The organism is Olleya namhaensis, from assembly GCF_900114005.1.
Classification (GTDB): Bacteria; Bacteroidota; Bacteroidia; order Flavobacteriales; family Flavobacteriaceae; genus Olleya; species Olleya namhaensis.
On sequence record NZ_FORM01000007.1, the window covers coordinates 178,294 to 191,809 of the forward strand.

Consider the following 13,516-nt stretch of genomic DNA (forward strand, 5'->3'; position numbering starts at 1 on the left):
ATGAATAAAACAGCAATAATATTAGGCGCGAGCGGTTTAACTGGTGGTTTATTACTTCAAAAGTTAATTGAAGATAAAGACTACTCTAGCATTAAACTGTTTTCGCGTACAAAAATAGAAGGTCTACCAAGTAAAGTCACACAACATATTGGCGATTTGTTGGATTTAGAACAATTCAAAACGGATTTTAAAGCACACCAAGTCTTTTGTTGTATTGGTACAACTGCCAGTAAAACACCGGACAAATCGGTTTATAAAAAAATTGATTACGGTATTCCTGTAGCTGCTGCTAAGCTAGCAAAAGCTAACGGTATTGATACGTTTGTCGTTATTTCGTCAATGGGTGCTAATCCTAACAGTTCTATTTTTTACAATAAAACTAAAGGCGAAATGGAGCGTGATGTTAAGCAACAAAACATCAGCAGAACTTTTATTTTAAGACCTTCATTAATTGGAGGACAACGTGAAGAGCGTCGTATGTTAGAAAAAATCGGCTTAGCCATTTTTAAAGTGCTTCAGCCATTATTTATAGGCAAATTAAAACAATATAAAATTACAGAACCTGATCATATCGCGCAAGCCATGATCAATCTGGCAAATAGTACAAGTTATGCCGAAGTCATTATTACTTCAACAGATATAAAAAGAATTACTAAAAACAATTAAAAAAAATAAATTAACCCTATGGAATTATTAGACAAATTAAACTGGAGATACGCTGCAAAAGCAATGAATGGTGAGAAAGTAGCAGAAGATAAAGTAGAACGTATTTTAGAAGCTGCACGTTTAGCGCCTACTTCTAGTGGTTTACAACCTTTTGAAATTTTTGTAGTAAAAAACCAAGATATTAAAGAACAAATTAAACCTGTAGCTTGGAACCAATCTGTAATTACAGACTGTTCTCACTTATTAGTATTTGCTGCATGGGACACTTACACACCAGAACGTATAAACCATATGTTTGATTTAACTAACGAGATTCGTGGTTTTGAAAACGAAGGATGGGAAAATTACCGTCAAATGTTATTAGGTATGTACCCTCAAAAAGATCCAGAAGAAAACTTTAACCATGCTGCAAAACAAGCTTACATCGCTTTTACGGAAGCATTAACAGCTGCAGCTTTTGAAGGTGTAGATGCAACACCATTAGAAGGTTTTGAACCAGATGCAGTAGATAAAATTTTAGGCTTACGCGAAAAAGGATTACGTAGTGCTGTAATGTTACCTATTGGTTATAGAAAAGAAGACGAAGACTGGTTAGTAAACTTAGTTAAAGTTAGAAAACCTATGTCAGAATTAGTAACTGTAATTGACTAAAAACTATTATGAGAAAGACCATTTTATTAAATAACAGACCAGTAGGAAAACCTACAGTTTCAAATTTTGAATTTGTTACTGAAGATTCAGAGCTAAACATATCTGAAGGCGAAGTATTGTTAGAAGCTGCTTACGTTTCAGTTGATCCTTATTTAAGAGGACGTATGAGCGATGCAAAATCGTATGTACCCCCTTTTCAATTAAATCAGCCAGTACATTCTGGAGTGGTTGCCAAAGTAGTAGCGTCTAAAAATGACAACTTTACTATAGGCGATTATGTTTCTGGTATGTTAAATTGGTCTACTCAACAAGTATCAAATGGTGAGGGTTTAAATAAAGTAGACGGGTCTAAAGCGCCATTAAGTACATACTTAGGTGTTTTAGGGATGACCGGATTAACTGCATATTTAGGTTTAACTCAGATAGGTAAACCCGTTAAAGGTGAGACTATTGTAGTTTCTGGTGCTGCAGGAGCTGTTGGTAGTGTTGTTGGTCAAATAGCAAAAATCTTAGGACTTCATGTTATAGGAATTGCTGGAACCGATGAGAAGATTGACATGCTAAAAGACAAGTTTGGTTTTGATGCAGGTATTAATTATAACACAAGTACAGATATTAATGCGGATCTAAAAAAACTAGCGCCAAATGGTGTCGATGTTTATTTTGATAATGTTGGAGGTCCAATATCGGATGCTGTATTATTTAATATAAATCATTTTGCTAGAATCATTATTTGCGGAGCAATCTCTGTTTATAACGAAACCGAATTACCTACAAGTATTAGTGTACAACCATTTTTAGTGAAAAATAGTGCTTTAATGCAAGGGTTTATTGTCTCTAATTATGCAGATAAATTCCCAGAAGCAATGCAAAAGCTATCCACTTGGTTAGCTGATGGTAAATTAAAATATACAGAAACTATTGTTGAAGGTTTTGATAATATCCCAAATGCTTTTATCGATTTATTTGAAGGTAAAAACAAAGGAAAAATGATTGTTAAAATCTAAACCTTCTTGTTACGTTCCCCTCAAAGGGACTAAAGAGATGTTTATTTATAAATTAAGAACGAATTAAAAGAAAAGAAGATGAACAATTTTGAATTTAAAAATCCAACCAAAATTATATTTGGAAAGGATACTATAGAAAAAGTAAAAGAAGAAATTCCTCAAGATGCTAAAGTATTATTACTTTTCGGAGGAGGAAGTATTAAGAAAAACGGAATATACGACCAAGTAAAAACAGCATTAGCAGGTGTTGACGTTGTTGAGTTTGGAGGTATTCCTGCAAATCCAGAGTACGCCACTTTAATGGAAGCATTACAAGTTATTAAAGACGAAAACATTACGTATTTATTAGCTGTTGGTGGTGGTTCTGTAATTGACGGAACTAAGTTTTTATCGGCTGCTGCAGTATATGACGGTGATACACCTTGGGATATCTTAACAAAAAATATCAAAACAGAAAAAGGAATGCCTTTTGGAACTGTTTTAACGTTACCAGCTACAGGATCTGAAATGAATTCTGGTGCAGTAATTACAAGAGCAGAAACTCAAGAAAAGCTTGCTATGGGCGGACCTGGTTTATTTCCTGAGTTTTCAATTTTAGATCCTCAAGTAATACAATCTATTCCACAACGTCAATTAGCAAATGGATTGACAGATGCATTTACACATGTGTTAGAACAATACATGACGTATCCAATTGGCGCTTTATTACAAGATCGTTTTGCGGAGAGTATTTTACAAACCTTAGTAGAAGTTGCTCCTAAAGTATTAAAAGATCCAACGGACTATAAAGCTGCTGCTAACTTTATGTGGAGTTGCACCATGGCGCTTAACGGATTAATTCAAAAAGGAGTACCTACAGACTGGGCTGTTCATGCTATTGGTCATGAGTTAACTGCTTTATTTGGTATTGATCACGCACGTACATTAGCTGTAATTGCACCAAGCCACTACAAGTTTAATTTTGAAGACAAAAAAGAGAAATTAGCACAATATGGTGAGCGTGTTTGGAATATTACGGAAGGTAGCATTGATGACAAAGCCTATGCTGCAATAGAAAAAACAGTAGACTTTTTCCATCAATTAGGTATTGATACAAAATTATCAGATTATACTAAAGATTATGAAGGTACTGCTGAAAAAATCTCACAACGCTTTACAGATCGTGGTTGGACAGGATTAGGAGAACACCAAACATTATCTCCAGATAAGGTTGAGAAAATAGTTAAAATGGCTTACTAAATATAAACGTCACAATGGGTGTGGTCGGATTGCTATAAACGCAACATTCTAAGGGTTTTCGACTGCGCTCAAACTGACATTGATAATCGCATTAATAAGGATTATAAAATAGTAAAACTGTCACATTGAGCGTAGTCGAAATGCTAGTAAAAACAGAACTGTAATACGTTTTCGACCGCGCTCAAACTGACAATTGTGGTTTAAATTATAAGTTTTTAATTATAAAACTGTAACATCAATAAAGGTTACATAACAACATAACTGTCACATTGCCGCAAGTCGAAATGTAATTAAACAAAACAGGCACTAGTAGTCGCAATAAAAATGAATATATTAAAAACATTAGCGTTAACGCTAACTATAGTCACAGCTTCAAGCTGTAACAACAAATCAAACAAAACCACCTCTGAAAAAGTTTCAGAAGTAAAAACAGAACTAAAAAAAGAAAAAACTATGAAAGTATTATTTGTATTAACATCTCACGATCAATTAGGAGACACAGGAAAGAAAACAGGATTTTGGGTTGAAGAATTCGCAAGTCCATATTACTCATTATTAGACAAAGGCGCTGATATTACTATCGCTACTCCAAAAGGAGGTGCTGCACCAATAGATCCAAGTAGTGATTCTCCTGATGCTGCTACAGAAGCAACAGACCGTTTTAATAAAGACGATGCTGCAAAAGCTAAGATTGCAAACACAAGCAAATTATCAGACATTAATGCTGACGATTTTGATGCTGTTTTCTATCCAGGTGGACACGGACCATTATGGGATTTAGCTAACGATGCAACATCTATTGCATTAATCGAGAAATTTAACACACAAGAGAAGCCAGTTGCATTTGTATGTCACGCACCTGCAGCTTTAAAAGGTGTAAAAGGAACTGATGGAAAACCATTAGTAAATGGTAAAAAAGTAACAGGATTTACTAATACTGAAGAAGCAGCTGTTGGATTAACAGATGTTGTACCATTTTTAGTAGAAGATATGCTAAGTGAAAATGGCGGAATCTATTCTAAGAAAGAAGACTGGGCAGCTTACGCTATTCAAGATGGTAATTTAATTACTGGACAAAACCCAGCATCGTCTGAGTTAGTTGCAGAAAAGTTATTAGAGAGCTTAAAATAAGTTTCACTTTATATACTAGTAAAAAAGGTTGTCCATTTGGACAACCTTTTTTTGTTTGTAATACTATGCTAAAACCAATCTAACACTTAGTTAAGACCTATCTCAGGCTTATCTAAACTTTGTCTATATCCATTGTAAGATACTATTTAACTAAAGCTAAATTTAGCGCATAAAAAAAGGCTACCTTTATAGGTAACCTTTTTTCTGAATTGTACTGAATATATATCTTAGATAACTTTTACGTTAACTGCGTTTAATCCTTTGTTTCCTTCTTGTAAGTCAAATTCAACCTCATCACCTTCTCTAATCTCATCGATTAATCCAGAAATGTGTACGAAATGATCTTTGTCTACTCCTTCTTCAGTGATAAAACCAAATCCTTTTGTGTCGTTGAAAAACTTTACTGTACCTTTACTCATCGTAATATAATTTATTTTATTAATACTTAATAGATTACAAAGATAATGCCATTAATTTAATATTTCGTTTTATTTCTTAATTATTTTTGTTTTTTTAAAAAATAATTATTACCTGCCTTTATTTATCTACTATTAGAGACACTACTACTTGCCTTTGTTAACTATAACGCACAAAAAAAGGCTACCTTTATAGATAGCCTTTTTCTTGAATTGTACTGAATATATATCTTAGATAACTTTTACGTTAACTGCGTTTAATCCTTTGTTTCCTTCTTGTAAGTCAAATTCAACCTCATCACCTTCTCTAATCTCATCGATTAATCCAGAAATGTGTACAAAATGATCTTTGTCTACTCCTTCTTCAGTGATAAAACCGAATCCTTTTGCGTCGTTGAAAAACTTTACTGTTCCTTTACTCATTGTAATATAATTTATTTTATTAATACTTAATACATTACAAGTATAGTGCCATTATTTGAAAGGGCAACATTATTAATCATAAATGATGCATTTACCACTCAATTTAACACCAAACCTTTGTTATTAATTCACTTTTAAAACTTTACAGTGATTATCATTACTTTTTAAGCACAAAAAAAGGCTACCTTTATAGGTAACCTTTTTCTTGAATTGTACTGAATATATATCTTAGATAACTTTTACGTTAACTGCGTTTAATCCTTTGTTTCCTTCTTGTAAGTCAAATTCAACCTCATCACCTTCTCTAATCTCATCGATTAATCCAGAAATGTGTACGAAATGATCTTTGTCTACTCCTTCTTCAGTGATAAAACCAAATCCTTTTGTGTCGTTGAAAAACTTTACTGTTCCTTTACTCATTGTAATATAATTTATTTTATTAATACTTAATACATTACAAGTATAGTGCCATTAATTGAAACTGCAACATTTTTTTTTGTTTATTTTCGTTTTACACTAAAAATAAGTCGTTTACAGTCTATTATAAGTCTAATTAGTCATCATAACCAGGTAACTCTAAAGCTTTTACAGACTGAATCGCATTTCCTGCAATCCCCTTAATAGAGCCATACATATCAATAGTATTGGTCACCACTTTCTCAATTTGCTTCTCTCTTTGTTTCCAAATACGTTGCATAGATCGTTTTTCGCTCTCTAAATCACTCTTCATTTGTGTAAACCCTTCTACAATTGCTTCAATTTGCATTCTAAACGTATTACTAGTTAAGTAATCGTATAACAAATCCATTTTGTCTCCTTTATTCTCTTGTGTGATTATAGCGTTATTAACCTGTAAGATTCCTTCTCTTAACACCGCACACAAGCCTTTAAACTCGTCGTAGTTACAAATCCAAATCCCATCCTTTAAACCCATACGGTCCATGTCTGATGGCATAACCTCGGTTACTAACACACCAATATTAGCCCCTTTATCTCTAATATCTGCTTTAAACTTTTCTATCCAGCTAGGCTGAAAATCTTTAGTACGTTTACTCTCGTAATAGATAGTACCACAGTTTTGCTCGGTTCTAGAATGTACAATCTGCAAACAGTCTCCACCTCTAGCGCCTTTTTTAATTTCTTCAATAGTATCTAACGGAAACTGAGCTGCCAACCACTCCTCTATTGCTAATTCTTGAACTTCACCTTGCAATTGCATCGACCCTTGCTCTTGCTTACGCTTCATCTCCTCGGTTAGCTTCTTCTGATCTTCTAATTGCTTTTGCATTTCTTTAAAACGCAATTCGTTTTTGTCTTCCTCAGATTTTTTAATTTTTTCCTTTTCGGAAATCAAAATCTCATTAAGCTTTTTCTGTGCTTCCGCCTCAGCAGCTTCTTTAAGTTCGCTTTTTTCTCTTTTAAGCTTTTCAATTTCTGCTTTAGAGCGGTTTAACTCCTTGACTTGTTCAGACTTTTCGTTTAATTCCTTCTGTAAGGCATCAAATTGTTCCGACTGCTCTTCCTTTAACTTAAGCTTAAGTTTAGCTTCTATTTCCTTTTTATCTTCTTTAAGCTGATTCTCTAAACGTTCTTGGAATAACACGTTCTCGCGCTTCTTCTTTTGTTCAAAATCATGTTGCGCTTGCTTTAACTTCTCTTGCTGACCCTCGTATCGTTTCTTCTCCGCAGCAATTTGCGACTGATACTTTTGTTTTATTTCCTCTTCTAATTGATGCGATAAAATATCTTGAACATCTATGGAAGTCCCACAATTAGGACATTTTATTTGATTTTCGTTTTTCATTTACTTTAATTCTTCTAAAAAAGGTAGTTACAAAATTTTCTAAATATATTTTAATTTTTAAACAATATTATCAATCCATTTTTGAGGAATTAATTTCTTTCCATCTCTCCAAATTTCAACTATACTTTCTTCAAATTCTGGAGTATTAAGTAACGCGTGATCCATTACTATTATTTGGAAATTAGGACTTAATTCTTTTGCAACTTTATGCATGAAATCAAACATCGCTTTAACCGCTTTGTCATCAGATGAACCCTCTGAATCAATTTCGATAATATTTGGATTAATCTCGGGTGGATAATATACTTGCGTTGGTTGATCAATAAATAGAAATCTTGGGACTGGACGATCTTTTGTTATAAAAGATTTATGTAATGCCATTAACAAAAGAAGATGATATGCAACCCAATTAGCACCACTTCCAATACCAGTACTTAAAGAAATTGGTTTATCTTCTGTATCCACTATCAAATCAAGATTTTTAATATCAAAACGTATTGGATTACCCTGATATTCGACATCAATTAAATTAGACCATTCTGTCATTTGAATATTAATTCTATTTAAAATTGAATTTAATTTATCTTCATTAGATTCTTTATCAACTTTACCTAATAATATTTCTATTTCATGTTTAAGAGTTTTAACTTTTACCTCTAGTTGAGAATTAGTTTCATCTAAATTAATATTTTCTAAAAACAAACTAACTCTTCCTATTACTCGTCCTCTTCTTATGTTTAAATCTCTTAAAGTACGAGCCTTATCTTTTTGATTATATAAAGCAGTTATTCCTCTTTCTGCTATTTCTAATTGATTTTGAAGTTTTATTTGATCATTATCTAAATTATTTAAATAGGATTGTACTCTTGGACTCTCTTGCGTTGTGTTTTTTAAATCATTTCTAATCTCGAGAAGGTTTGAGTTTATATTTTCGATTGTTGGATTTGAAACTATTAAATGATTATCACACAAAGGGCAAATATTTGGATCTTTAACAACTTCATTATTAAAAAAGCCAATAGATTCTAGTCTTATCTCTTGTTGTCGAATTTCATTAGAATATTTACTAGCTGTTTTCATATAATGCTTCACAGCATTAATATCATCTTCTATTTTACCTAATTTGTGTTTAACTAATAACCTTTCTTCTATTAATTTTTTTAGACCAGAATCATCACCTTTTAAATCTATTGGCTTATGCTCCCAATCTTTAACACTTTCTAAAATTTCATAAGCTTCTTTAACTGAATTCGGTTTTTTATTTTTATCTAAAAGACCTATTTCTTTTGCTTCTTCAATAAGTGAATAAGCTTTACTTACTCCATCTTCTTTTAATTTTTCTTCTTCTCTTTTCTCTCTTATTAATTGATTAAGTAACCTCTTTTTCTTGGAAATCTCAGCCTCTACTTGTAAACTATCAGCATTAATTGCACCCAAAAAGTAAGGTAAAGTATCTTTAATAGCCATTTTCACATAACTATCATCTTGATTATAAAAGAGTTGATTAGGCTGTGCAATAACATATTGAGGTTGAAAACTAAAAATGCGAGCATGTCTAAAATTAGCTTCTAGTGGCTCTCTTGATAAAGAAATGGGAATATGTATATTTTCATTTATTTTCAACTTTTCAGAAAGAAAACTTTTTAAAAGTGATGTGTTAAAATTAGGAGTGAATTCCTCTATAGAAGGAAGCTCCTTTTCTACATAACTTCTTTTAACAAAAATCTCATCAATTGTACCTTTGTTTTTTACATCAGGATTCAATCTAGAAATGAATACATCTTCGTCTCCAAAAGTTATTAAGATAGCAAAAAAGTGTGTTTTTGTTCTTATAACTCCGTCATAGATTTTACATTTCTTAGAGCCTAAGCAATAGTCTATTATACCAACTAGTGCCGATTTTCCAGATTTAGATTCTCCAGTTATAATATTTAATGCTCCAGTATTGAAGTTTATAACCCTTGGTTCATCATCTGGATTATTACTGTATAGAATAATTTTTTTTATTTGCATTTTGGTTATTTATGGAGTTATTCTTAAAAAAGAAAAAAGTGTTTTTATATCTTCAGACTTTGTTAGCCATTTACCTAAGAATTCAGCTTTTTTTAATATTTCTTCTACTTCTTCTATCCCTTCTCCATTAAATTTTTTCTTTCGAAACGAAACTGTTTCTATTTTAGATTCTTCATTAAAAAAGATAGCTTCTTGGTTTAATAAGAACATCAATGCTTCTTTAGTATAAGGCTTCATATCTTTTACTCTATTTGGAAAATTAATAAAGAGCGCATCTTTACTGTCAATCCAAGTTAACAAATGATTAGCTGTCGTTTTAGGTAGTTCTTCTCTTGTTTCTTTGTGCAGAACAAGAGGTAATACTATAAAGCATAAAATAAATGATGCTTTATTATCCGATTTATCATTATAACCTTTAATAAATCTTCTAAGAATCTCGCCACAAAATGCTGGGTTCAGTAAATTTGCGAGTATTGCTGTTCTTTCTTCCCACTCTTTTGTCATAATAAATCTTCAAATTTCGGATGCCATCCTATTATTTTCTTATCTGACAGAATATGATAACTACCCCTTATTAAATACTCACTCGTAAAATTTTTCTTGATGTATATACTAGGTGGCTTCTCTACAAATAAAGATGTATAAAAAACTTTACTTAGATTCTTTAGCTCTTCATCGTCATTAATACCATCACATTTATCTTCTAAAACCGCAAATAATGAATTCCATTTCTGTACTAACTCTTTTTCATAAGCTTCTTCTTCATTTATATTTATCAACTGTTCTCTTATCCACCTTGACCTTTGTTCATATGCTCTTCTAAAGTCACTTATTGCATTTTTAACCAATCTCGAAGTTGTCTTTAAAGAAATGATTTCCAATTGTTTAATAAAGGTTTTAGTTCCCAACGATTTTGCTTCTTCATCTGTAACCTTTATTTCATCTAGAAAATCATTTGGCAAATTTTCTTCTTTAAAAGAATTAGAAATATCCAAAATTATAGAATGAAGTTGCTTGTAAGTTATTTCAGGAATGCGATTAGTCAAATGTTTGACACCAAATACCATCCAATTACCTATGACTCTATCTGTAAGCTGAGGAAGTTTATCTGTAAAAACAGTAAACCTCAATTCATGCTTAATTTCTTCCATCAATTTATCAACGCTCAAAGAGGCATCAATTATAGAAATATTATTTATTAATTTAAGCTGATTTTCCTCGGTTAAACTTAGGAACAACTCATAACCTTTTTTATTTGTTGCACTTGTAGAATTTTCAGCGACAATTATTAATTTATTTAGGATTTCAGATTCCGTAAATAATGTTTCCTTTCTGTTTTTAGTTTTTGAAAAATAATTTAAAAAGCTAGATTCTGAAATATTAGCTGTAGTAACTAAAGTAAACGTTGTATTATCAAGATCAATCCGTTCATTCTCAATATTATCAGCCCATACTCTTAAGGACTTCCAAAAATCTGGACTAGAATCACTGAGATTAGCTACAGATTTGATATGCAATTTTGTTTGAACTAAATTTAAAGAATCATCAATTATGTCAATATCATCCAAACATTCTATTCGAATGGACGCCTCTGTATTCTTTGATTTTATCAATCTAAAGAGTGAATACAAAAATTGATAAAAGTATCCTAAAGCGGGTTCTTTAGCTGAAAAATCTGTTACAGTATTGCTCAAGTTTGTTTTTTAATTAGATAACTTCTCTTGTTTTTAAATAATTCTTCTACTCAAATTCAAGAAATATTCGAAACAAATAAATTTAATTCACAAATTACATCTTTATTACTAACATTAAATGTAAATAATCGTAAACCCTTTCTATTTTTTTAATATAATATTCTTGCAAATTACTTCAATCTAAAATACAAACCTTACGGAAAACCTCATCTTCAAAAAATTTCACAATAAAACAAAAAAAAGACCAAGTATAAAACTTGATCTTTTCATCATTAATTAATATTCCCTCAAATATTATTTACTGTTATTTAGCATAATAGATTTAGAGTTTACAAATTCTCTAATACCAAATCCACCATGTTCACGTCCATAACCAGAGTCTTTTACACCTCCAAATGGCATGTTTGGGTGTGCTAATCCGTAGGAGTTAATGTTTATCATTCCGGTATCAAAATGGTTTTTAGCAAGCTCGATCGCTTTGTCTTCGTCTTTACTAAATATGCCGCCACCTAATCCAAAACGACTGTCGTTAGCGATACGCATGGCATCGTCGTTATCTTTAGCTCTAATTAATGAGGCTACAGGTCCGAATAACTCTTCGCTATACGCCGGTTGTCCTGGTTTTACATCTCCCACTACTGTAGATGGGTAAAAATAGCCTGTAACGTCTGGTATTTTTCCACCACATAAAATGGTTGCTCCGTTTTTGACACTGTCTTCTACTTGTTGGTGAATCTTGTCTCTTAAATCTTTTCTAGCCATGGGTCCTAATTTAGAATCCTTGTCCATCGGGTCTCCATAAGTAATGTCTTGCATCCCTTTTACAAAGGCGTCTTTAAATTGGTCGTATACTTTATCTACGACAATAAAACGTTTGGCAGCCACACAGGTTTCTCCGTTATTATAGGTACGTCCTACAATACTGGTTTGTACTGCTAAATCCACATCTGCATCGTCTAACACTAGATACGCATCATTACTACCCAGCTCCATGACAGTCTTTTTAATTACTTTTGCTGCCTTTTGTGCTACATATTGTCCTGCTTTTGAGCTTCCTGTTAAGGTGATACCTCTTACTAAATTGTGTTCGATAATTTTATCTGACGTGTCATGGTCTATAATTAATACCGTGAATAAGTCTTTTGGTAATCCTGCTTTTTCAAAGACTTCTTTTAATTTTAAAGCTGAGCCTGTGACGTTTTTAGCGTGTTTTAGTAACACACCGTTTCCTGCCATTAGATTAACGATAGCGTAACGCATGGCTTGGTACAATGGAAAATTCCATGGTTGTATACCGTAAATAACACCTAATGGTGCTTGTTGGATGATTCCTTTTCCGCCATTTTCCATGGTACGGACTTCGTCTTGTAGTTGCTTGATGCCTTCGGTTGCTGTATACTCGCAAATACCGACGCATAATTCGATTTCGTCATGACTGTGTTTTACTAATTTTCCCATTTCTTGAGTCATTAGCTTTGCATAGTCGTCTTTAGCATTGATTAACGCTTGTCCGATGGCTTTTATAACTTTAGCACGGTCTTCTAATGGTTTTAATTTCCAGTCTAAAAAGGCGTTGTGACAGGTTTCTACCGCTTTTATAGCTTGGTCCGCTGTCATGTATGTATACTGTTGTATTTCTTTTTCTGTTGCAGGATTTATAGTTGTAAATCCTTTATCTGTGGTAGTACTCATGTGTGTTTAGTATTAAATTAATGATACGCTTTGCCTTGTCCAATTTTTGAACAATGACTTAATTTAAAGCGAATAAAAATGTGACCTTTAGACTAGCTACTTAAGTTATAGCTATGTTTGGATTATACTTATAACCCATTAGTGTAAAGGTTGTCTGCTGTAATGGATGGTTTACGCTTCTCCTCTTGCAGGATAATCTGCTTTTAGGATATAGTCAATACCGCCTAAAACATCATTAAAACTTGGTCTTCCAAATGGCATAGATTGGATAGATTCCCAATATACGGTTTGCTCTGGTGTGATTAAATATAATCCAGGCTCCGTAAATAACTCTGGTTCTTCTTTTATACCTGTAGAGATAAATAATCCCCATTCTCTAGCTTTTTGAATAGATACGCCGTATCCTAATGGTATGTTTGGAATATCCCATGCTTTGTGCGTTTCTTTTGCTACTGCTTCTGTATCTGCACTAATTGCAATGACATTTACACCGCGATCTGTAAACTTATCTAGTTTACGTTCTAAATCTTCTAACTGAGACTTGCAAACAGGACAATGTTTACCTCTGTAAAACAATACTAATGTGAAGTTTTCTGGCGACTGATCGCTTAGCTTCCATGTGGTATCATTTACTAATTGTACTTCTAGTTCTGGTGCTTTTTCTCTTGGCTTTATCATGTTGCTTTATAGTTTATGTAATGTAATGGCTGTATTTACTATACTAACCCCGTGCATTACTTGTTTGTTTCTTACTGATTACAAAGTTACCCACAAACACTA

General features: G+C 32.5%; 14 protein-coding genes. 5 read left to right on the plus strand and 9 right to left on the minus strand.

Translation table 11 applies throughout. The features are described 5' to 3' along the window. The 5 genes from BMZ09_RS12175 (at window position 1) to BMZ09_RS12195 (ending at window position 4,694) form a co-directional block, all read left to right on the plus strand. A complete protein-coding gene (locus tag BMZ09_RS12175; protein WP_090840981.1) occupies window positions 1–666 on the plus strand; it encodes an NAD(P)H-binding protein in 666 nt (221 codons plus the stop codon). Window positions 667–684: 18 nt separating this feature from the next. After that, a complete protein-coding gene (locus BMZ09_RS12180; RefSeq protein WP_090840983.1) occupies window positions 685–1,317 on the plus strand; it encodes an NAD(P)H-dependent oxidoreductase in 633 nt (210 codons plus the stop codon). Between the two features lie 8 nt (window positions 1,318–1,325). Further along, the gene (locus BMZ09_RS12185) at window positions 1,326–2,324 is read left to right on the plus strand and encodes an NADP-dependent oxidoreductase (protein ID WP_090840985.1); all 999 of its coding nucleotides are present in this window, start codon (window positions 1,326–1,328) and stop codon (window positions 2,322–2,324) included. Between the two features lie 78 nt (window positions 2,325–2,402). Beyond that, window positions 2,403–3,563, plus strand: coding sequence for an iron-containing alcohol dehydrogenase (locus BMZ09_RS12190; RefSeq protein ID WP_090840987.1), 1,161 nt, complete (start codon window positions 2,403–2,405; stop codon window positions 3,561–3,563). Between the two features lie 324 nt (window positions 3,564–3,887). Beyond that, window positions 3,888–4,694: a type 1 glutamine amidotransferase domain-containing protein gene (locus BMZ09_RS12195; protein WP_177183534.1), complete on the plus strand. Its 807-nt coding sequence runs from the start codon at window positions 3,888–3,890 to the stop codon at window positions 4,692–4,694. A gap of 227 nt (window positions 4,695–4,921) precedes the next feature. On the opposite strand, the gene BMZ09_RS12200 is transcribed toward BMZ09_RS12195, so the two are convergent. From BMZ09_RS12200 to BMZ09_RS12240, 9 genes are all read right to left on the minus strand, one after another. Further along, window positions 4,922–5,113: a cold-shock protein gene (locus tag BMZ09_RS12200; RefSeq protein WP_028282170.1), complete on the minus strand. Its 192-nt coding sequence runs from the start codon at window positions 5,111–5,113 to the stop codon at window positions 4,922–4,924. Window positions 5,114–5,341: 228 nt separating this feature from the next. After that, the gene (locus BMZ09_RS12205) at window positions 5,342–5,533 is read right to left on the minus strand and encodes a cold-shock protein (RefSeq protein WP_090840989.1); all 192 of its coding nucleotides are present in this window, start codon (window positions 5,531–5,533) and stop codon (window positions 5,342–5,344) included. A gap of 228 nt (window positions 5,534–5,761) precedes the next feature. Then, window positions 5,762–5,953: a cold-shock protein gene (locus BMZ09_RS12210; protein WP_028282170.1), complete on the minus strand. Its 192-nt coding sequence runs from the start codon at window positions 5,951–5,953 to the stop codon at window positions 5,762–5,764. Between the two features lie 133 nt (window positions 5,954–6,086). Continuing rightward, on the minus strand, window positions 6,087–7,337 hold the full coding sequence (locus BMZ09_RS12215; RefSeq protein WP_090840991.1) for a DUF2130 domain-containing protein: 1,251 nt from the start codon (window positions 7,335–7,337) through the stop codon (window positions 6,087–6,089). A gap of 57 nt (window positions 7,338–7,394) precedes the next feature. Further along, a complete protein-coding gene (locus BMZ09_RS12220; RefSeq protein ID WP_090840992.1) occupies window positions 7,395–9,350 on the minus strand; it encodes a DUF3732 domain-containing protein in 1,956 nt (651 codons plus the stop codon). Between the two features lie 9 nt (window positions 9,351–9,359). Then, window positions 9,360–9,854 (minus strand): three component ABC system middle component, encoded by a 495-nt coding sequence (locus BMZ09_RS12225; RefSeq protein ID WP_090840994.1) that lies wholly within the window; start codon window positions 9,852–9,854, stop codon window positions 9,360–9,362. After that, complete coding sequence (locus BMZ09_RS12230) at window positions 9,851–11,044, minus strand: ABC-three component system protein (protein ID WP_143067820.1); 1,194 nt, start codon at window positions 11,042–11,044, stop codon at window positions 9,851–9,853. Before BMZ09_RS12230 ends, BMZ09_RS12225 begins: the two co-directional genes overlap by 4 nt. Before the next feature lie 294 nt (window positions 11,045–11,338). Continuing rightward, window positions 11,339–12,736 (minus strand): NAD-dependent succinate-semialdehyde dehydrogenase, encoded by a 1,398-nt coding sequence (locus BMZ09_RS12235; protein WP_090840998.1) that lies wholly within the window; start codon window positions 12,734–12,736, stop codon window positions 11,339–11,341. 171 nt (window positions 12,737–12,907) lie between these two features. Further along, entirely contained in the window at window positions 12,908–13,414 is a 507-nt protein-coding gene (locus BMZ09_RS12240) for a peroxiredoxin-like family protein (RefSeq protein WP_090841000.1), read from the minus strand. Window positions 13,415–13,516 lie beyond the last annotated feature (102 nt).

What these genes read in the sequence shown, in the direction of transcription:
- BMZ09_RS12195 (WP_177183534.1), top strand. Translation starts at nt 3,888, where the DNA reads ATGAATATATTAAAAACATTAGCGTTAACGCTAACTATAGTCACAGCT.
- BMZ09_RS12220 (WP_090840992.1), bottom strand. Translation starts at nt 9,350, where the DNA reads ATGCAAATAAAAAAAATTATTCTATACAGTAATAATCCAGATGATGAA.
- BMZ09_RS12235 (WP_090840998.1), bottom strand. Translation starts at nt 12,736, where the DNA reads ATGAGTACTACCACAGATAAAGGATTTACAACTATAAATCCTGCAACA.
- BMZ09_RS12185 (WP_090840985.1), top strand. Translation starts at nt 1,326, where the DNA reads ATGAGAAAGACCATTTTATTAAATAACAGACCAGTAGGAAAACCTACA.
- BMZ09_RS12200 (WP_028282170.1), bottom strand. Translation starts at nt 5,113, where the DNA reads ATGAGTAAAGGTACAGTAAAGTTTTTCAACGACACAAAAGGATTTGGT.
- BMZ09_RS12210 (WP_028282170.1), bottom strand. Translation starts at nt 5,953, where the DNA reads ATGAGTAAAGGAACAGTAAAGTTTTTCAACGACACAAAAGGATTTGGT.
- BMZ09_RS12205 (WP_090840989.1), bottom strand. Translation starts at nt 5,533, where the DNA reads ATGAGTAAAGGAACAGTAAAGTTTTTCAACGACGCAAAAGGATTCGGT.
- BMZ09_RS12175 (WP_090840981.1), top strand. Translation starts at nt 1, where the DNA reads ATGAATAAAACAGCAATAATATTAGGCGCGAGCGGTTTAACTGGTGGT.
- BMZ09_RS12225 (WP_090840994.1), bottom strand. Translation starts at nt 9,854, where the DNA reads ATGACAAAAGAGTGGGAAGAAAGAACAGCAATACTCGCAAATTTACTG.
- BMZ09_RS12215 (WP_090840991.1), bottom strand. Translation starts at nt 7,337, where the DNA reads ATGAAAAACGAAAATCAAATAAAATGTCCTAATTGTGGGACTTCCATA.
- BMZ09_RS12240 (WP_090841000.1), bottom strand. Translation starts at nt 13,414, where the DNA reads ATGATAAAGCCAAGAGAAAAAGCACCAGAACTAGAAGTACAATTAGTA.
- BMZ09_RS12180 (WP_090840983.1), top strand. Translation starts at nt 685, where the DNA reads ATGGAATTATTAGACAAATTAAACTGGAGATACGCTGCAAAAGCAATG.
- BMZ09_RS12190 (WP_090840987.1), top strand. Translation starts at nt 2,403, where the DNA reads ATGAACAATTTTGAATTTAAAAATCCAACCAAAATTATATTTGGAAAG.